Raw genomic sequence first — 18,183 nt, forward strand, 5'->3', positions numbered from 1 at the left:
GAGGCGGTGCCATGGACGCTGCTGATTCAGATACGCGTCGATGGCATCACCGCATACCCTGAATTCAGACGCGGACTCCCGCCCGCGGGTGTCACTCTGCTGGGCAGATGGACGACAGCCGACCTCGGCGCCGGCTTCGGCCTGCGCGAGACAAATGATATGGCCGTCGATGCCTTCATCGGTGTCCAAGTCGTTTGAACGCCGCCCTATACTGCTCCAAAGGCAACAGCCCCGGTGCGGCGGCAACGGTTCGCCGAAGGGCGGACGCGGCCCGGCAGATCAGTCGCTTCACGCGGCGAGGAGCGCTCCATGACCACTCGTATCGAGGTCCACGATCAAGGGCGGCAACTGTTGCCGTTTCGCGAGTCGATGATGGCGATGCTGGGCGTCGCGTCCGTGTCGATGCTGATTGCGCTCGACCAGACCATCGTAGGCACCGCGTTGCCGCGCATCGTCGCAGAACTCAGGGGTTTCGATCTCTATGCCTGGGTGGCGACGGCCTACATGCTCGCGTCCGTCATCACGATTCCGATCTTCGGGCGTCTTGGCGACCTGTTCGGCCGCAAGCCCTTCATGCTGGCCGCCATCGCTCTCTTCACATTCGCGTCGGTGCTCTGCGGGACGGCGAGCAATATGCTGTTTCTCGTGCTCGCGCGCGGCTTACAGGGTATCGGCGGCGGCATCATGATGGGGACGGTGTTCGCGACCGTCGCCGACCTGTTCCCCGATCCAAGGCTGCGCCTGCGCTGGCTCGTCTTCGTCACCTCGGCGTTTGGCATTGCCAACATGGTCGGGCCGACAATCGGCGGCTTGCTGACCCAGCATGGCGGCTGGCGGCTCGTGTTTTTTGTGAATGTGCCAGTGGGTGTCGTGGCGTTCTTTTTCGTGCGCGGTTTCCTGCCGCATCTGCGTCATGCCCGAGACGGCGCGCGACTGCATCTGGACTGGCTTGGCGCTTTCGTCGTCGCCCTGACGTTCAGCGCGCTGCAACTGACGATCGAGCTTTTGCCGAGACAAGGATGGACTACATCGACGATCGGGCTCGGTTCCATCGCAATGGTGTGTGCGTTGACGCTGTTCTTCTGGGAAAAGCGCATGGGCTATCCGATCATTCCCGTCGACATGCTGCTCGACCGGAAGCTCGGCGTGCTCTTTGCCATGTCGCTGCTCGGCGGGTTCGCGCTGTTTTCGCTCGTTTTCTACGTGCCTTTGCTGTTCCAGGGCGGCTTTGCGATGTCGCCGCACGCCTCGGGCATGCTTATCACGCCGCTCCTTCTCGGTACGACGATCGGAAGCGTTGTGAACAACCGACTTATCACCCGCGTGCGGCGCGCCAACGCCGTGCTCTACATTGGCTTTGCGTTGTCCGCTTTAGCGAGCCTCGCGGTGATCGCGCTGCGAGGCAACGAGCCGCATCTCGTGTGGATGGCTTGCATGGGCGCGAGCGGCTTGGGGTTAGGCCTCGTCGGGACGAGCCTCACAGTCTGCTCGCAGCAGATCGTCTCGCGAGACCATCTCGGCGCGGCCACCGCGCTGCTGCAATCGCTGCGTACGTTCGGCGGCATGCTGGGCACGGTGACGACTGGCGCGCTACTCGGGCGTCTTTACACAATGGGCGTGCATCGTTCGCTGGACTCGTACGAGGCGACGCAGTGGTTCAAGTCGTTTGCGAGCCCCGAGCTCCTGGTGGACCGCGCCGAACAGGCCGCCCTGGTCAATCGCCTCGTCAGCGCTGGCCACGCGGGCGATGCGATGATGAACTCGGCGCGCAGCGCACTCGTGGATTCGATCCACGTTGGCCTCATCGTGGCCTCTGTGGCTACGCTAGTCGGCCTGGGGCTTGCGTGGTTCGTGCCACCAGTGCGGGTTGCCTATGCTGAAGCACAGCCGCAAAACGGATGAGGACCAGATCCCCAGAAGCAAAGCGGCCACCCACTCGCCAAGCTTCCGGTTTGCCCGGACCCTCTGCTTGCACGTGGCAAGCGCCGATACGCGGTGGAACGGCAGCCGCGTCGCTCACCAGCGTGACAAATCCGGAAGCTTTGCCTTATTTGTCCGCTCTATGCGAAGTCGATCGGCCAGACAGGTGTCAGCCAGATCAGGGGCATCGCAACAATCGCAACGCCATGCATTGCACAATTCGCTGAGCGGCGGCACTCCGAACGGGCTTGAACTCTCGCGGAGGTTTCATAGACTCAACGAACTGTCCACCGGCTCAACCGCAGATGGTGTTACCCATCTGCGCCAGCTGGAGAAGCAAACCATCCTTTCAAGGTCGACTTACAGGAGACAAACCATGGCCCAGCTTGTCGCGCTTTACAAAAAACCAACCGATGCCAAGGCATTCGACGACTACTACGCGTCGACCCATGCGCCACTGGCGAAGACATTGCCGGGCCTAAAAAGTTACGAGATCAGTACGGGGCCGGTGGCGTTGGCGCAAGGCGACTCGCCTTACCATCTCGTCGCCATGCTTCGATTCGACTCGGTCGACGCCATCAAGTCGGCCTTTGACTCGCCCGAGGGCCAGGCGACCGCGGCAGATCTGGGCAACTTCGCGCAAGCAGGTGTAGATCTTCTGATCTTTGACACTAAAGAAGTGTAGTCCTGCTTCACGCTTCCAGGCGGCAGCGCGCTGCGTGCAACCACGCGAAAAGAACGAGCGTCGGCCCTAATGCCTCACGCTCGACCATCATGGCGCGTCGGCGGACACGTCGGGTGTGTGCTGCGGCCTGTGCTGTTCGGGACCCGCAAGTGAAGGCGCTTTGATGGAAGCGTACTAGCCGGTCCTAACCACGTGCATCCCTTCGCGACGGTAACCCGGCCGGCTCTCCTTTTGTCAGCGGGTTTCAGGGCGAAGCCCGAGTGCGATGGCGGACGACTCTGCCTGTTAGTTGCGCTATTGAGCGGAAGACATCGACCGGCAGCGCCCGTGGCGATATCTGAGCATGCCCTCACGGGGGCACAGATGCAGGCCCGAGTGCGATAGTTTTGCGCATTGCCGTTCGACAGGCGGCATCCACCGCGGTCAGTCGTACGACCACGGCTTGTGGGGCGGGTAACTGGGGGGGCGTTGCGGTTTCCAAGGCGGGTGCTGTGCAGTGCGGACTACAACCTGGGGATGATCATCAGGAAGCTGCGGCTTCTTTTTTCCCTCATTCTCGCTGCTTTGTCACACTGTAGTACTGCCGCCAACGCGCTGGTTTGACGCCGGCGGCACAAGAAACGAATTGTTCAGGGGGACTATCTAGTGACCGCTGTCGGCGTTGCATTGGGGTAGATGACCGCAGGTAGCTGACCGCGAGCGATCCATGCTGCCGCTTGCACTGGTGCTCCCTGGAACCCCGCCATACTCGGAGTTACTGCTGGCATTGGCCGTTGCCGATTGCCCATCCTGTTGCGCGGATGCATCCTGCGCTTGCGCTTGCGCTACGCCCGCAAGCGAGAGAATGCCCAGGAGCGCTGCAGACACGAGAATTGCCGTCTTCATGGCTTAACTCCTTCAGTACCAAATCAGGTTCAGTTAGGGCGGCCGCTTTGACATAGGCAGAGGACGTAGCAGCCGACACGCGCGTCAGATTTTTCGCTGCCAGGCGAATTCGTCCGCGGCCGTGACCCGGTTGCGGAGACGTTTGCCTGGCTTTCTACTGGGTGGGGAAATATACGGCGCGGCAATACCGCGCGTAGCGTCCGAGGTGACAGGAGCACCTGAATGACCGCCGGTGGGCTGGTAAGCCCAGTGCGCAATAGAGAGCGCACGATTGCCGCCGACAATTGAGGTGAAATACATCACACATGGTGCCTACACGGGCGCGCCCCGATTAACCCGCGATTGCTCGGAAAACCGACCGTGCGCATGTATGTACTGCATGTTCCCCACCGTTCGATAATAGTTCGGTACTCGCAATAGGCATGCGAGAAGAGAAGAATTTGAATTATCGCGCGGTGAATTACGCCCTCCTTGTTACGAATTATGCTGCATTGTTCTGCCGTGTAACCTTGTCAGTTGTAGCTAGATCGATTATTTGATGCTCGGTATCAAATGTTCCTTAACGGGCGAACAAATGTTCGGTGTCGCTTTGCGACTATTCGTCAAAGTGACTTCTTGAGAGCGCGGGCACACGCTGGGTAATGGATTCAGGTCGACGCGACACAAGCACAACTGCGGGTTGCTGGTACTGCGCACCGCCGCACACTTCCCCTTCCACCCAATTCCCGGCACAGCGGGCACAGACCGCTAGCACAAAGGGGCGTATGCTGAACGTGACCCTCCGAGGAGGCCTTCCATGGCGTCCGCTACTCAAACACGACCTGATTCTGACGTGGGCGAAAAGCCCGGGGCCAGAATATCACTGAGCGCGAGTGAAACAGCTCACAAAATCGGGCGCCGCAGATTCGGTGAATTTGTGAATCTTGTTCGGGGACCGGTTGCGGCACTCAGTGCCGAGCAGAATCTCCGCGTCAAACGCGAGTTATTGGAATCACTGTCGCGTCGAGCGGTATATTGGATGGCGTTGGTGTTGTTCGGAAGCTTGTTCGAGCTTAAATCTGGATATTGGATAATACCCGACTATTGGATCAAGGCACCGGATATTTATCGCTTGTTCCGTGTGGTCTGGATCTTGGGAATGTGGGGGATGGCCGCTCCCACGTCAATATATTTACTGAAAAGGACCATGGCGCTTCCAAAGCACGCGAGCGCCAACACGGTCGAGCAGATGCACGGGGCATTGGCTGCATTGGTCATACTGACATCGGTGTGGTGGGCGGCGGGTAGCTTTGGGTTAATCCCCCTCCAATTCCAGTTTCATGGTACTGGTTCCGGCAGGATTGGCTTCGTAGAGCTGACGCTGATCAGCTATACATTTACTGTGCTGCTGCTCGCACCTAGTCTTCGTGCAACTTTAGGTTCACTCGTGCTCGGCACTATCCCGTTCGGATTTAGCGTGGGAAGTTTTCTGTTCATTGAACGGCCAGTATGGTTTGCCTGGTATATGGGTCAACTAATTGGCTATTGTTTCATCGCATGGTTTCTTTGTTACAACCAGGAGCGCGCATGTGTAAAAGAGATTATCCTCGAAGAGGCGCGATCGCAGGCCGAAGCGGCAATGGCGGAGAAGAACCAATTTATCGCTGCGATAAGCCATGATTTACGCCAGCCGCTCACAACGCTCGGCTTGAAGTTGAACTATATCGAGCGGACCATAGAATCAACCAGGCTGGCCGAAGATGTCTCGATTGCGCAAAGGCAAGTGGATGCGATGGAAGGGATGATTAACGGCACACTGGATATCTGCCGCCTCGAGTCCGGCACCTGGAGTGTAGAAATTCAGGAGGTGGCGCTGCCCTCCCTTTTGCACGGCATAGTTGTGGATATGCAGCCGCTGGCCCGGGCGAAGGGGCTGAAGTTAAAACTCCATAGCCGGCCCTATCTGACCCATACGGATCGACACGCGTTGGACCGGATCGTCCGAAATATGTTGACCAATGCGGTCCGTTACACGCCTTCCGAACAGGGAGGAAAGAAGGGGCATATTCTGGTGGGCTGCCAAAGGCGGGGCAACCTCGTAAGGATAAGCGTCTGGGACAACGGGATCGGTATCCCTGAAGATAGACACGCGGATATCTTCAAAAGCTATGTACAGGTCGATAATCCCGAGAGGGATCGTGAAAAGGGTTTCGGTCTGGGTCTGTCCATAGTTCAGGGTCTCGCGAACCTCCTTGGTCACAAACTGGACATGGACTCGACGCCAGGGCGGGGATCGCGTTTTTCGGTTACGGTCCCCTTCGCAGGACGCATAGCGCCGGAGTTGCTCGAAGTTCAGACGGTTGAAAGCGGCGACCTGGACTTGACCAGTATGGTGGTGGCGATCATCGAGGACAATAGCGACTTGAGAATCGAAGTATCAATGCGCCTGATCGAGCATGGATGCTACGTCGTGGCGGGAGAATCATCATCCGACGTGATCGAGCAGCTGCGCATCGAAGCTTTGGCAAGTGGTCCGCACTTCATCCTCTCCGACTACCGGCTGAAAAACGAGGACGGCGTTGCCGCGATTGCGGCAGTCCGCGCTGCTACCGACGCTTCGATCCCTGCGATCCTGTGGTCGGGGGACACCTCGTCAGCCGTGCTCAAAAAAGTAGCCGCCAGTGGCATGAAGCTTCTGTCGAAACCGGTTTCTGAACAGGCCTTATTGACCCTGCTGGCAAAACATAAGCCAAAAACATCGACCGAAGGCTGGTGAAGGTGATGGCGGTGGAACGTAACTAGCACAAAGGGGCGTATGCTGAAAGTGCCCCTCCGAGGAGGCCTTCTATGGCGTCCAGTACTCAAACACGACGTGATTCTGACGTGGACGAGAAGCCCGGGGCCAGGATATCACTGCGCGCAAGTGAAACATCTCACAAAGTCGGACGCCGCAGATTCGGTGAATTTGTGAATCGCGTTCGGGGACCGGTTGCGGCACTCAGTGCCGAGCAGAATCTCCTTGTCAAACGCCAGTTATTGGAATCACTGTCGCGTCGAGCGGTATATTGGATGGCGTTGGTGTTGTTCGTAAGCCTGTTCGTGTTCGTACTTGGAAATTGGATCAAAACGCCGGATATTTATCGTTTGTTCCGTGTCGTCTGGATATTCGGACTGTGGGGGATGGCCGCTCCCATGGCAATATATTTACTGAAAAAGACCATGACGCTTCCAAAGCACGCTGGCGTCAACGCGATCGAGCAGATGCACGGGGCATGGGCCGCATTGGTCATACTCACATCGTTCTGGTGGGCGGCCGGTAGCTTTGGGATTGAGCCACCCATTTTCTGGGCCTACCACGGTGATATTCATATTATTTTTCACAGGACTTTCTTCCTAAAGATGACGCTGATGTGTCATGTATTTACTGTGCTGCTGCTCGCACCTAGTCTTCGTGCAACTTTGGGTTCACTCGTGCTCGGCATTATCCCATTGGGATTTAGCGTGGGAGGAGTTCTGTTCATTAATCGGCCAGCTTTGTTTGAGTCGCTTGCGGCTCAACTAATCGGCTTTTGTCTCATCGCATGGTTTCTTTGTAACGATCAGAAGCACGCATTTGTAAAAGAGATTATTCTCGAAGAGGCGCGATCGCGGGCGGACGCGGCAAGGGCGGAGAAGAACCAACTTATCGCTGCGATAAGCCATGATTTGCGCCAGCCGCTCACAACGCTCGGCTTGAAGTTGAACTATATCGAGCGGACCATAGAATCCACCAGGCTGGCCGAAGATGTCTCGATCGCGCAAAGGCAAGTGGATGCGATGGAAGGGATGATTAACGGCACACTGGATATCTGCCGCCTCGAGTCCGGCACCTGGAGTGTGGAAATTCAGGAGGTGGCGCTGCCCTCCCTTTTGCACGGCATAGTTGTGGATATGCAGCCGCTGGCCCGGGCGAAGGGGCTGAAGTTAAAACTCCATAGCCGGCCCTATCTGACCCATACGGATCGACATGCGTTGGACCGGATCGTCCGAAATATGTTGACCAATGCCGTCCGTTACACGCCTTCCGAACAGGGAGGAAAGAAGGGGCATATTCTGGTGGGCTGCCAAAGGCGGGGCAACCTCGTAAGGATAAGCGTCTGGGACAACGGGATCGGTATCCCTGAAGATAGACAGGCGGATATCTTCAAAAGCTATGTACAGGTCGATAATCCCGAGAGGGATCGTGAAAAGGGATTCGGTCTGGGTCTGTCCATTGTTCAGGGTCTCGCGAACCTCCTTGGTCACAAACTGGAGGTGCACTCGACACCAGGTCGGGGATCACGTTTTTCGGTTACGGTCCCCTTTGCAGGACGCATAGCGCCAGAGTTCATCGAGGTTCAGACGGTTGAAAGCGGCGACCTGGATCTGACCGATATGGTGGTGGCGATCATCGAGGACAATAGCGACTTGAGAATCGAAATATCAATGCGCCTGATCGAGCATGGATGCTACGTCGTGGCGGGAGAATCATCATCCGACGTGATCGAGCAGTTGCGCATCGAAGCTTTGGCAAGTGGTCCGCACTTCATCCTCTCCGACTACCGGCTGAAAAACGAGGACGGCGTTGCCGCGATTGCGGCAGTCCGCGCCGCTACCGACGCTTCGATCCCTGCGATCCTGTGGTCGGGGGACACCTCGTCAGCTGTGCTCAAAAAAGTAGCCGCCAGTGGCATGAAGCTTCTGTCGAAACCGGTTTCTGAACAGACCTTATTGACCCTGCTGGCAAAACATAAGCCCAAAACTTCCACCGAAGACAGGTGAAAATGATGGCGATGGGACGTAAAGCGTGGTGTCGCAGAGATCTTCACGGCAGTCCCTTAGCTGGCCCACTTCCGCCGGCCAGCTCGGCATTGACTTTAAGTGCAGCTTCAACGCGGTTTCTGACTCGAAGTTTGTCGTAAATAACACAGGAAACCTGCCTGACATGTCCCTCGCTGACGTTAAGCTCTCTTGCGATCTGTTTTCCTGAGAGGCCACCTGCAATGCAACGCGCCACATCCCACTCTCGTGGAGAGAGTCCAAGATGATGCTGATTCCGGATAGCTGAAGGCGCTTGCGTTGGGCAGGCAAAGCGCATCAAGACTTCTTCCGGAATCCAGAGTTCACCTCCTAAGATCCTGCTCAGTCCAATGAACATTTTTTTGTGTGCGCCTCCCTTCAAAATGATTCCTCGAGCAGCGTAGTCACGCATGCACATTCGCAAGATTTCAACTTCATCATCGTTTCCAGGAGCGAGTCCCGTGCAGACGACCACGGGAACATTGGATGGATTGCCAGCCTGGAAATGTTCCAGCGTCGTGGCGCCACGGTTCTCACCGTCCAGATTGAGATCCAGGAATACGAGGTCTGGGGGCGGTGCCTTGCTCATTTCTTCAAGCGCGCTGGCAAGCGTGAATACCGGTGTGACTTCGATCGGGACTACGCTCAACTCCGACGCGTGTGTTTGGACATATTCGGAAAGAGCAACGCAGAGAATTTCGTGGTCATCGACCCATAAGATTTTCATAGCCGCTTCCCCCTCAATAACTCAGAGAAAAACAATCGATTGCGCGCTACGTTTGGGCGCGGCACCGCTTGATAGCTAACTTGAACACTGGCATTCTCCGAGCGTCGAAATTCGTGCCTCAAGCGCCGCGGTATGCGCGCATGCCCCTGACTTCGGGTAGACGGAATCGACGCAGTTCTGGCCGTTTGGCGCGGCATTCGCACGCAGGCTGGACACGCGGAATCCAGCGTCGACAGCATCGCGCGATCGCGAAAACCTTTCAGAGTCGTCATCGCCTGCTTCGCCTCGTTGAGGGTCTGATTCTTGCAGTACGCAACCGGGCCGGTGGCGCGACATATCGAAGAGGATACATCGCGTCCTGGAAGGGAGGAACATCACAATGAGATCCCAACATCAACCGAACTGACCTTTGGCCGGCGTTTCCGGGACGACCCTGGCCACACTGAAGGCGCGGCTCGACGGCTGGCTGAAGCCGAACCCCTGGTCCGCCCTGCTGCTGCGCTGTCTCGACCTCATGACGGGGCGTCTGCCGGGCATCGGTGGCGATCCCGGCGCCATCCCGCCTCCCCCTCAGCGGCTACAGACCGGGACGACCCGTCTGCGAGCCCGGAGAGCAGCGCGAGACACCATCACTTGCGATGCTCGCCGAGGCGGGCGAAATCGCCCCCGCGTCAGTGTTCACACAGTGTCTTTAGAGCGGCGCTTATAGACTCTGCGGACAAACCGGCGGATCCGGCAACTAAAGGACGATTACCCCGCCTTGCCCTCTTCCACTACGGCTTTAACCGTTGACGGCTCCCGTCGCGCCGGGTTGTTTGCTCTTGCGGCGCAGTTCTTCCGTCGTTTCGCCTCCGCCGTCCGGCAGCCAGCCCGGCGGTTGGATCACGTGATTGATCGCGATCCACGGGTTCTTCGCCTTGACGACATCGCGAATCAGCGTGGCCCAGTGTTCGAACTCGACGACGAGCGGGTTGCGCGACGTGGTCGGTGTCACGAGTCCGTAGCGGCACGGTTCGTCAGCGCGTTCTTCCACGTAGGTGCCGAACAGCCGGTCAAAGATGATCAGCACGCCGCCGTAGTTCGCGTCCAGGTAGTTGACGTTCGATGCATGGTGCACGCGGTGGGCGGATGGCGTATTGAACAGATATTCGAACCAGCCCAGCTTGGGAATGTACGTGGTATGCAACCAGCCCTGGTACATAAGATTGAGGAACAGCGTAATCAGCACGACCTCTGGCTTGACCCCGAGCCATACGAGCGGCGCGAAGAACAGCGTCGAGCCAGTCAGTTTGCCGGTCAGCCCGAGACGATAGGCCGTTGAAAGCGTCAACTGGTTCGGCGAATGGTGCACGGCATGCGTGGCCCAGAAGAAGCGCCCGCGATGCGACGCACGGTGATACCAGTAGTAGCAGAACTCCATTCCGATGAAGAGCGCGAACACCATGAGCGCACTATTGATGTCGACCGTAAAGATACGATGGTCATAGACGAAGCTGAAAATTGGCGTCGCAACCGAGATCGGCAGCAGTGACATCAGCCTGCGCGCGGCCAGGTCGAACAGTGAAATCCACACCTCGTACCACGCAAATGGTGAAGACGCACTCTTCCTGCGGCTCAGCACGACAGCTTCGATCAGCGAAACGGCAACGACGACGCCGGTAACGATAAGAAGAAGTTTTGTAAAGGATTCCATGACGATGCCATATTACGTGGTGGCGGGAGGTATCGTCTGCGGTGGTGAGCGGTCAGTGCATCGCATCCGATACGCGCACTTTAGACAGGGTCCTCGTGACTGGCTACGCAAAAGGTATTTCACCGTGTGTCATGGGATTGGGAAGGCTTCTGGCGGGGGTTTCCGGGGAACTACGCGGTCGCCCTCGTTCCCCGTAGGCCGTAGGCCGTCGTCCGCAACGCGGGCGACAGCTGAAGCAGGTCACGCGAGGGTGTACCGCCGATTCGGCGCCCCAACCACTTTTCCACAAGCGATCGCAAGGAATGGCCACAGGAATTCATGTTTCATCTCCCGAGATGGGCGACCCGCCTTTAATGTCTTTTGACCCGCCGCGTCAGAAGCGCGCCTTTCACGCTTTCTTCGTCGCCCCGACTCCGTCGTCTGGCAATTCTGATAGCCTGATCGAAGCTTTTGTCCGTGGCGAGATGTCGATGATCGACGCTCACCAACCAGCTACCGTCAGCAAGACACCAACGGATGCGGCGCTCCTCGACCATGCCCGCAAACCATCGCCAGATATCCGCGTCTTCGGCATTGGCGGATATCGCGGCGCGTTGACGAATCTCGTCTGAAAGAAGCAAGGGTTCCTCCGTCGCGCTGTTGGCAAATCACGAACGGTTCATAGACTGCCGACGAGATCGCCGATCAGGCTGTACATAAGTTTGCTCGCTACCGTGTGCCGAAGGAATTCGCCATTCGCAAACAAGGCGTTTCATCGAGTCGAACACATAGCTCACGTCGAATAACCCGGGCTCGCTTACCTGAAGCTAACCGATCGCCTCCTGTGGGGCCTCGTTGATCACGAGGTTGCATGGCCGTCCAGCGACGTCTTGTTGATCGCGGTTCAACAGCGAGCAGAGCCGCGACAGCTGATTCGAGGGCTTTCAAAATTGCCACGCGTATTTCGTTTTCTTCTTATTCGGGAATCCTGGCGGGCTCAATGCAAAGTCACTCCTCTTTACTACCCTGAGGCGGGGATTAACGCCTGTGCAACATTATTCGGGGGTTGAGATGGGATATGATCGAATCTACTCTCGGGAAGAGATCCATCAGATGCTTTGCCTTAGCGAACGCCGCATGCGTCCGTCGAGCAAGCCGAAAAAAGCGCGCCAAGGCCATGCCATCAGCATGCACACCGAGCAGCGAGAAGATCCGTTTGACCGACGCCATATTCCACAAGACTCAATCTTCGTCAGTCGCAAGCATCTGGTCCTCGCAGTCGAAGAGGCTTTACATCATGAAATCGGTCAGCAGAAGCTAGCTACACTCAACGATCACAACGTCAGCAATTGCTCGATCACGGTGCAGTTGACTGCAACCTTGGGAAAAATCAGGGCAAACGTTGTCCGAAACCCAATGGCCATGATCGGCAATAAAGACGTACCGTCTCAGGGACCCCAGCACTACACGACACTTGTCCCTGTGAACTCCGTGTTTGTCCTTGTATACAAGCTGGCCGAGGCTGAAGCATGGGCTCCCCTGCACATCCATACTGCTTTTCCCAAGGATTGCGCCGTATAGGGATTCGCTGATGAGTTGAACGTTGCGAGACACGACCTGTGTCGCAATCGCGTCGGACTTGCAATGCATGAGGAGCGCGTCAGCCAGTTGCACTTAACCATCCGCCGATTTCTTTCGGAACGGATGGCAGATCGCTGCGCTTCCAGCGATGTGCAATTTTTAATAGATCCAATCCGCCAAATGAGGTCTGGTTGGCGGATCTCCGAAATCGAATCAATGCGCCCCAGTTGAAATCACCCTCCGCTTTGCCGTAGGATTTTGCCGTGTGCCCTGCCCACAATTCTGGCCTGATGCTGCGCCCGTGCTTACGGAGGGATTTATGAGCGAACGTCACCGGGCGTGGGTGCTACTTGTTGGCGCGTTGCTCTTTGGGCAGACTGAGCATTCCGCTGCGCAGATACCAGTACCGGCCTCCTCTCAAAACCCAAACTCGAACGCAAACCTGGCACAGGCGACAGCCGGTGTGCCTGTGATTGTCGATGCCAGGAACAAGGTCGTCGGACCGGCCTTCGCGGACGGCGTGATACTCAGTGTTCAGGGCGTATATGCGTATGCGGACCTTGCGCAGACGCCGGATTCCACCAACTATTTTCCGGCCAGTCTTTATTGGGGCACTGGATACGGCGAGGTTTTTCCCACGACCGACTGTTCTGGGCCGCCTATCATCCCGGCCGCTCAGGGTCTAGGGCGAAGTCTCAATCCATTCAGGCCCGCCGTAGTCGTGAGGAATGGCAGCGCGGCTACTCTTTACATTGCAGGGACGTCCGCAGCGACCAACCAGCAGTACCAGGGGTATGGTACTGGCCCAAGTAGTTGCACTAACGCATACGGAACCGTTGCGGGCTACAGCGTTGGCATTACCGTCGATCTCAATCAAACCTATCCGGAGCCGCTTCATGTGAAGTGACGGCTCGCAGCGGCCCCGATCCGTTCGGCTGAGCGTTTGGACTGACGCTCCGGCGAAGCACGACGAGATCAGGGCTGTTTTCCTCGCCTTCATACTTGACGCTCTACACCTTCCAGTCGCCTGCGCGGCAAACCGCCTATAGCCATCAGGTTGGACCGCAAAGCTTAGGGAATTTCCCGTAGACCGGCCCTTTCGCATTGCCATCGAGCGCTTTGCGGGCTAATGTAAGCGCTAACACGTCCAGAATCTCCATCACCTCCGACGAAAATTGGTATGTCGCCCCAGAAAACAACCGAAAATGTAAGCGCTAACATACGCGTGACCGAAGCACTTTCCGCGGTTCGGATCGTCGTCGCAGGCAGCGCGAACATGGATCTCGTCGTGCACGCGGAGCGTCTTCCGGCGCGCGGCGAAACCTTGCTGGGCGGCGCGTTCGGCACGTTCGCCGGCGGCAAGGGCGCCAATCAGGCGGTCGCGGCGGCGCGTCTCGGCGCTTCAGTGGCGATGCTCGGCTGCATCGGAGACGACGACTTCGGCGCGCATCTGCGCGCGAGCCTCAGCAGCGAGCACATCGACACTGCGCACCTGCACACGGTGGACGACACGTCGACCGGCATCGCCGTCATCACGGTGGCCGCGGACGGTGCGAATACGATCGTCGTTTCGCCCGGCGCCAACGCCGCGCTCACGTCCGGTCACGTCGATGCGGCGCAAGGCGCCATCGGCGCCGCCGGTATGCTGATTTGCCAACTCGAGGTGCCGCTCGACACCGTGCGGCACGCAATTTCCGTAGCGGCAAGGCTCGGCACGCCGGTGCTGCTGAACCCGGCTCCGGCGCAGCCGCTTCCGGACGCGCTTTATCGCGAGGTGGGTTTGATGGTTCTCAACGAGACCGAAGCGCACCTGCTGACGGACGTGCCCGTCGATGGCCCGGCGTCCGCGCGCGAGGCCGCAGCGCGCTTGCGCGCGAAAGGCGTGGAGACGGTGATCGTCACGCTCGGCGCCGAGGGAGTCTGGTATGCGACAACCGGAGAGGAAGGCCACTTGCCCGCGCCGCGCGTCGATGCGATCGACACCACGGCGGCCGGCGACACCTTCGTCGGCGGCTTCGCAGCTGAGCGCGTGCGCGGCGCGAGCATCCGCGATGCGATCGACTTCGGACAGCGGGCCGCGGCGCTCAGCGTCACGCGTCAAGGCGCGCAGGCATCCATCCCGACGCAGGCCGAAGTGCGGGCGCAACCCACGTTCCCGGCCGCGGTTCGATAGACCTAGCGGCGGGAGGTCGCCGCAGCCCATCCACAAAACGACATGGAGACGACAGCATGAACCCAATCCCCGAGTCCGAGCAGGCACCGCCCCGCGTGCGCCGCGCCCAGATCGTGGCGCTTACGCTGCTGATGGTGAGCGGCATCGTGAACTATCTCGATCGGGGCACGCTCGCGATCGCCAATCCGCTGATCCGCAAGGATCTCGGTCTCTCGCTCGGCGAAATGGGGCTGCTGCTGTCGGCGTTCTCCTGGAGCTACGCGCTGTTTCAACTGCCGGTCGGCGGCCTCGTCGATCGCATCGGACCGCGCAGGCTGCTCGGCGTCGGCCTGATCATCTGGTCGCTCGCACAGGCCGCGGGCGGCATCGTGTCCACCTTCGGATGGTTCATCATCGCGCGCATCGTGCTGGGCATCGGCGAGTCGCCGCAGTTTCCGTCGGCGGCGCGCGTCGTGAGCAACTGGTTTCCGCTGCGCGCGCGAGGCAAGCCGACCGGCATCTTCAATTCGGCGTCGCCGCTCGGAACGGCGCTCGCACCGCTGTGCCTGTCGGTGCTCGTGGTGGAATTTCACTGGCGGTGGGCCTTCATCGTTACCGGCGCGCTCGGCCTCGTGGTCGCGGGAATCTGGCTCGCCATCTATCGTGATCCGAATCCCGCCGCGCTCACCGCGGAGGAACTTCGATACCTCAAAGGCGACGTCGCCGAGACGAAGCCTGCCGAGCAGCTCAGCTTCGCCGACTGGCGCGCCCTCTTCTCGAACGTCACGACGTGGGGGATGCTGATCGGCTTCTTCGGCTCGGTCTATCTGAACTGGGTTTATCTGACCTGGCTGCCCGGCTACCTGACGATGGAGCGCCACATGACGCTGATGCACACCGGCATCGCGGCCTCGGTGCCCTTCTTCTGCGGCTTTCTAGGCTCTCTTTGCGCGGGTTGGTTCTCCGACGTCATCACGAAGAAGAGCAGTTCGCCGGTTGCCAGCCGACGCAACGCGGTTGTCGTCGCGATGCTCGGCATGGTGGCGTTCACCGTGCCTGCTGCACTCGTCGAAAGCAACACGATCGCCATCGTCTGCATCTCAGTCGTGATCTTTCTCGCCAATGCGGCGTCCGCCTGTTCGTGGGCGCTGGCCACGGCAGCGGCGCCCGCCAACCGCGTCGGCTCGCTCGGCGCCATCCAGAACTTCGGCGGTTTTATCGGCGGCGCACTCGCGCCCATTCTCACGGGCTACATCGCGCAGACCTGGTCCTTCGTGCCGGCTCTGCTGACAGCTGCCGTGATCGCCTTCGTCGGCGCAATGAGCTATCTGTTCCTCGTGCGCAAGCCGATCGAGGGCGAGATGGAGCCGGGTACGCCGGCTCGCGCTCACGCCTGAGAAGCGTCACATTCAATTCTTTTGAGGACCACACTGACATGACCCTCCCCACCTCTCTCGCGCGCTCGACGCGCTCGATCGAAGGCATCGTTCCCGTCATGCTGACGCCTTTCGACGACGCCGGCGCCATCGACTACGCAGGGCTCGAACGACTGATCGAGTGGTATCTGGCGCACGGTTCGGACGCGCTCTTCGCGGTCGCCCAATCGAGCGAAATGCAATTCCTGAGCCTCGCCGAACGCGCCGCGCTCGGCCGCTTCGTGGTCGAGCGCGTGGCCGGCCGCGTGCCCGTAGTGGTCTCAGGCCATATCAGCGACGATCCCGACGCGCAAGCAGAGGAGCTGAACGCGGCCGCGGCGACGGGCGCGGACGGCATCGTGCTCGTGACGAACCGGCTCGATCCACGCCGCGAAGGCACCGAAGCGTTCTCGGCGAACCTGCAGCGCCTGATGAGCCGCCTTCCTTCGGACATGCCGTTGGGGCTGTACGAGTGCCCCGCTCCTTACCGGCGGCTGCTGTCCGACGACGAGCTCAAGATGTGCATCGACACCGGCCGCTTCGTGATGCTGAAGGACGTCAGCTGCGATCTCGATACCGTAAAGCGCCGCGTCGCGCTGGCGGCGGGTTCGCCCATGAAGATCCTGAACGCGAATGCCGCGATCGCCTGGGACGCGATGAAAGCTGGCTCCGCAGGTTTCAACGGTGTGTTCACGAACTTTCATCCGGACCTGTACAACTGGCTGCGCAACCGCGCCGACGAGAACCCGGCGCTCGCCCGTGAGCTTTCGACCTTTCTGGTGATCGCGGCGGTATCGGAGGCGCTCGGCTATCCGGCGCTCGCGAAGATCTATCACCAGCGGATCGGCACCTTTCAGTCGATTCGTTGCCGCGCGATCGACTACGACGTGCGCGAGCGCTTCTGGGCGCTCGACGCGGTGCTCGACAAGATCGTCGAAGGCACCGAGCACTTCCGTTCGCGCATCGCCACCGGGGTATGACCCATCCGTCACCCCACCGCGAGTAAGATGACGGGCCCTCTTCTCGAAAGAAATCGTTGATGCCGCGCTCCTCCGACTCCGCCTCCGCTCCCGAAGAACCGTCGCCGACCGGGCGTTCGGCCGGTGCGCGTGCCCGCCGCGGTACGGGCCGCACTGTCCTGTCGGATGTCGCGAAGCGCGCTGGCGTGTCCACGGCAACGGTATCGCGCGTCTACAACGAGCCCGGCAAAGTATCCGACAGCGTGCGCGAGCGCGTCGAACAGGCCGCCCTGGAGTTGAACTGGTTTCCGAATGCGGCCGGGCGTGCGCTCGCGTCCACGCGCAGCCACATCGCGGGCATCGTCATTCCGACGCTCGACGATCAGGTCTTCGCCTCCCAGGTGAGCGGCATGCAAGCCGCGTTCGCCGCGCGCGGCATCACGCTCTTTCTCGGCTGCTCGAACTACGACCCTAATGAAGCGCTCTCGCAGGTTCGCGCGATGCTTGCGCGTGGCGTGGAGGCGATCGCGGTCGTGGGCGAGGCACATCCGCCTGAACTCTTCGAAGCGCTGCGCGTGTGGCGCGTGCCCTACGTCGTGCTCTATGCGTGGCGCGAGGGCAGCACTCACGATTGCATCGGCTTCGACAATCGCGCGGCCTATGAGGAGATCACCGAGCATCTCGTCGCGCTCGGGCACCGGTCATTCGCGGTCTGCATCCAGCCGACACAGAACAACGACCGTGTGCAGGCGCGGCTCTCGGGCATTCGCGTCGCGCTCGAGCGTCATGGTCTCGCGGTGCGGCCGGAGCATCTGATCGAAGGCGAATCCACGCTCGATTTTGGCCGGCGGGCATTGCGTGCACTCTGGCAACAGGCGGGGCCGCCTCCGACGGCGATCATCTGCGGCAACGATCATATTGCGCTGGGCGTTTTGCGGGAGGCGGAAGAAATGGGCATCGCGATTCCTGAGCAGCTTTCGGTTACCGGCTTCGACGATCTCGCAATCGCACGCGAAGCGCGGCCGCCCCTGACGACGATGCACGTCGACACGCGCGAGATCGGCACGGTCGCCGCGAGGCATCTGCTCGATGCGCTGGAGGGGCGGGCGACGCGACAAGGGTATGCCGTGCCGGCGGAGTTGAAAGTGCGTCAGTCAACCGGGCCGTGCGTGAGATGACAGTTGATGATGGCCTGCCACCCGCACCTCGAGCTGCGGCCGGTTTCAAATTGACGCAGCGCACCGACGAGCCGGATCTGTTGTACGGAAGCTGACGCATCGGCCATGCCAACGCCGTCACCACCTTGCGAGGCGGGTACGACAGGTTTTCAGGGCGCAACTCGGGACCCGCGCATGTTGGATGCCTGACAACAGTTTCAGCGGACAGATAT

At 59.6% G+C, this 18,183-nt stretch carries 14 protein-coding genes; 12 read left to right on the forward strand and 2 right to left on the reverse strand.

Features of this window, described 5'->3' with window-relative positions; all coding sequences use genetic code 11:
• Positions 1-6 precede the first annotated feature (6 nt).
• From L0U84_RS44115 to L0U84_RS41110, 5 genes are all read left to right on the forward strand, one after another.
• Entirely contained in the window at positions 7-198 is a 192-nt protein-coding gene (locus L0U84_RS44115; RefSeq protein ID WP_326491246.1) for a DUF3303 domain-containing protein, read from the forward strand.
• 111 nt (positions 199-309) lie between these two features.
• Entirely contained in the window at positions 310-1,902 is a 1,593-nt protein-coding gene (locus tag L0U84_RS41095; protein ID WP_233859500.1) for an MFS transporter, read from the forward strand.
• Between the two features lie 394 nt (positions 1,903-2,296).
• Positions 2,297-2,605: an EthD family reductase gene (locus L0U84_RS41100; RefSeq protein ID WP_233859503.1), complete on the forward strand. Its 309-nt coding sequence runs from the start codon at positions 2,297-2,299 to the stop codon at positions 2,603-2,605.
• A gap of 1,681 nt (positions 2,606-4,286) precedes the next feature.
• A complete protein-coding gene (locus tag L0U84_RS41105; protein ID WP_233859506.1) occupies positions 4,287-6,245 on the forward strand; it encodes an ATP-binding response regulator in 1,959 nt (652 codons plus the stop codon).
• Between the two features lie 71 nt (positions 6,246-6,316).
• Positions 6,317-8,269 (forward strand): hybrid sensor histidine kinase/response regulator, encoded by a 1,953-nt coding sequence (locus L0U84_RS41110; RefSeq protein ID WP_233859509.1) that lies wholly within the window; start codon positions 6,317-6,319, stop codon positions 8,267-8,269.
• Positions 8,270-8,312: 43 nt separating this feature from the next.
• On the opposite strand, the gene L0U84_RS41115 is transcribed toward L0U84_RS41110, so the two are convergent.
• Complete coding sequence (locus L0U84_RS41115) at positions 8,313-9,014, reverse strand: LuxR C-terminal-related transcriptional regulator (protein WP_233859510.1); 702 nt, start codon at positions 9,012-9,014, stop codon at positions 8,313-8,315.
• Positions 9,015-9,795: 781 nt separating this feature from the next.
• Positions 9,796-10,707 carry a sterol desaturase family protein gene (locus L0U84_RS41120; protein ID WP_233859512.1) on the reverse strand — a complete coding sequence of 304 codons (912 nt, stop codon included), beginning with the start codon at positions 10,705-10,707 and terminating at the stop codon, positions 9,796-9,798.
• A gap of 302 nt (positions 10,708-11,009) precedes the next feature.
• Here L0U84_RS41120 and L0U84_RS41125 point away from each other — a divergent pair, with 302 nt between their 5' ends.
• The 7 genes from L0U84_RS41125 to L0U84_RS41155 all read left to right on the forward strand — a co-directional run bounded on the left by L0U84_RS41125 (position 11,010) and on the right by L0U84_RS41155 (position 17,971).
• Positions 11,010-11,318, forward strand: coding sequence for a hypothetical protein (locus tag L0U84_RS41125; RefSeq protein ID WP_233859514.1), 309 nt, complete (start codon positions 11,010-11,012; stop codon positions 11,316-11,318).
• Positions 11,319-11,733: 415 nt separating this feature from the next.
• Positions 11,734-12,267, forward strand: a complete 534-nt coding sequence (locus L0U84_RS41130) for a hypothetical protein (RefSeq protein WP_233859515.1) — start codon at positions 11,734-11,736, stop codon at positions 12,265-12,267.
• A gap of 319 nt (positions 12,268-12,586) precedes the next feature.
• Positions 12,587-13,174: a hypothetical protein gene (locus L0U84_RS41135; RefSeq protein ID WP_233859516.1), complete on the forward strand. Its 588-nt coding sequence runs from the start codon at positions 12,587-12,589 to the stop codon at positions 13,172-13,174.
• 345 nt (positions 13,175-13,519) lie between these two features.
• Positions 13,520-14,440, forward strand: coding sequence for a ribokinase (gene rbsK, locus L0U84_RS41140; RefSeq protein WP_326491254.1), 921 nt, complete (start codon positions 13,520-13,522; stop codon positions 14,438-14,440).
• A gap of 56 nt (positions 14,441-14,496) precedes the next feature.
• Positions 14,497-15,816 carry an MFS transporter gene (locus L0U84_RS41145; protein WP_233859517.1) on the forward strand — a complete coding sequence of 440 codons (1,320 nt, stop codon included), beginning with the start codon at positions 14,497-14,499 and terminating at the stop codon, positions 15,814-15,816.
• A gap of 38 nt (positions 15,817-15,854) precedes the next feature.
• Entirely contained in the window at positions 15,855-16,814 is a 960-nt protein-coding gene (locus L0U84_RS41150) for a dihydrodipicolinate synthase family protein (RefSeq protein ID WP_233859519.1), read from the forward strand.
• 59 nt (positions 16,815-16,873) lie between these two features.
• Entirely contained in the window at positions 16,874-17,971 is a 1,098-nt protein-coding gene (locus L0U84_RS41155) for a LacI family DNA-binding transcriptional regulator (protein ID WP_233859520.1), read from the forward strand.
• Positions 17,972-18,183 lie beyond the last annotated feature (212 nt).

It is taken from the genome of Paraburkholderia sp. HD33-4, from assembly GCF_021390635.1.
Classification (GTDB): Bacteria; Pseudomonadota; Gammaproteobacteria; order Burkholderiales; family Burkholderiaceae; genus Paraburkholderia.

What these genes read in the sequence shown, in the direction of transcription:
- L0U84_RS41135 (WP_233859516.1), top strand. Translation starts at nt 12,587, where the DNA reads ATGAGCGAACGTCACCGGGCGTGGGTGCTACTTGTTGGCGCGTTGCTC.
- L0U84_RS41095 (WP_233859500.1), top strand. Translation starts at nt 310, where the DNA reads ATGACCACTCGTATCGAGGTCCACGATCAAGGGCGGCAACTGTTGCCG.
- L0U84_RS41100 (WP_233859503.1), top strand. Translation starts at nt 2,297, where the DNA reads ATGGCCCAGCTTGTCGCGCTTTACAAAAAACCAACCGATGCCAAGGCA.
- L0U84_RS41125 (WP_233859514.1), top strand. Translation starts at nt 11,010, where the DNA reads ATGGCCACAGGAATTCATGTTTCATCTCCCGAGATGGGCGACCCGCCT.
- L0U84_RS41150 (WP_233859519.1), top strand. Translation starts at nt 15,855, where the DNA reads ATGACCCTCCCCACCTCTCTCGCGCGCTCGACGCGCTCGATCGAAGGC.
- L0U84_RS41115 (WP_233859510.1), bottom strand. Translation starts at nt 9,014, where the DNA reads ATGAAAATCTTATGGGTCGATGACCACGAAATTCTCTGCGTTGCTCTT.
- L0U84_RS41110 (WP_233859509.1), top strand. Translation starts at nt 6,317, where the DNA reads ATGGCGTCCAGTACTCAAACACGACGTGATTCTGACGTGGACGAGAAG.
- L0U84_RS41145 (WP_233859517.1), top strand. Translation starts at nt 14,497, where the DNA reads ATGAACCCAATCCCCGAGTCCGAGCAGGCACCGCCCCGCGTGCGCCGC.
- L0U84_RS41155 (WP_233859520.1), top strand. Translation starts at nt 16,874, where the DNA reads ATGCCGCGCTCCTCCGACTCCGCCTCCGCTCCCGAAGAACCGTCGCCG.
- L0U84_RS41105 (WP_233859506.1), top strand. Translation starts at nt 4,287, where the DNA reads ATGGCGTCCGCTACTCAAACACGACCTGATTCTGACGTGGGCGAAAAG.
- L0U84_RS41120 (WP_233859512.1), bottom strand. Translation starts at nt 10,707, where the DNA reads ATGGAATCCTTTACAAAACTTCTTCTTATCGTTACCGGCGTCGTCGTT.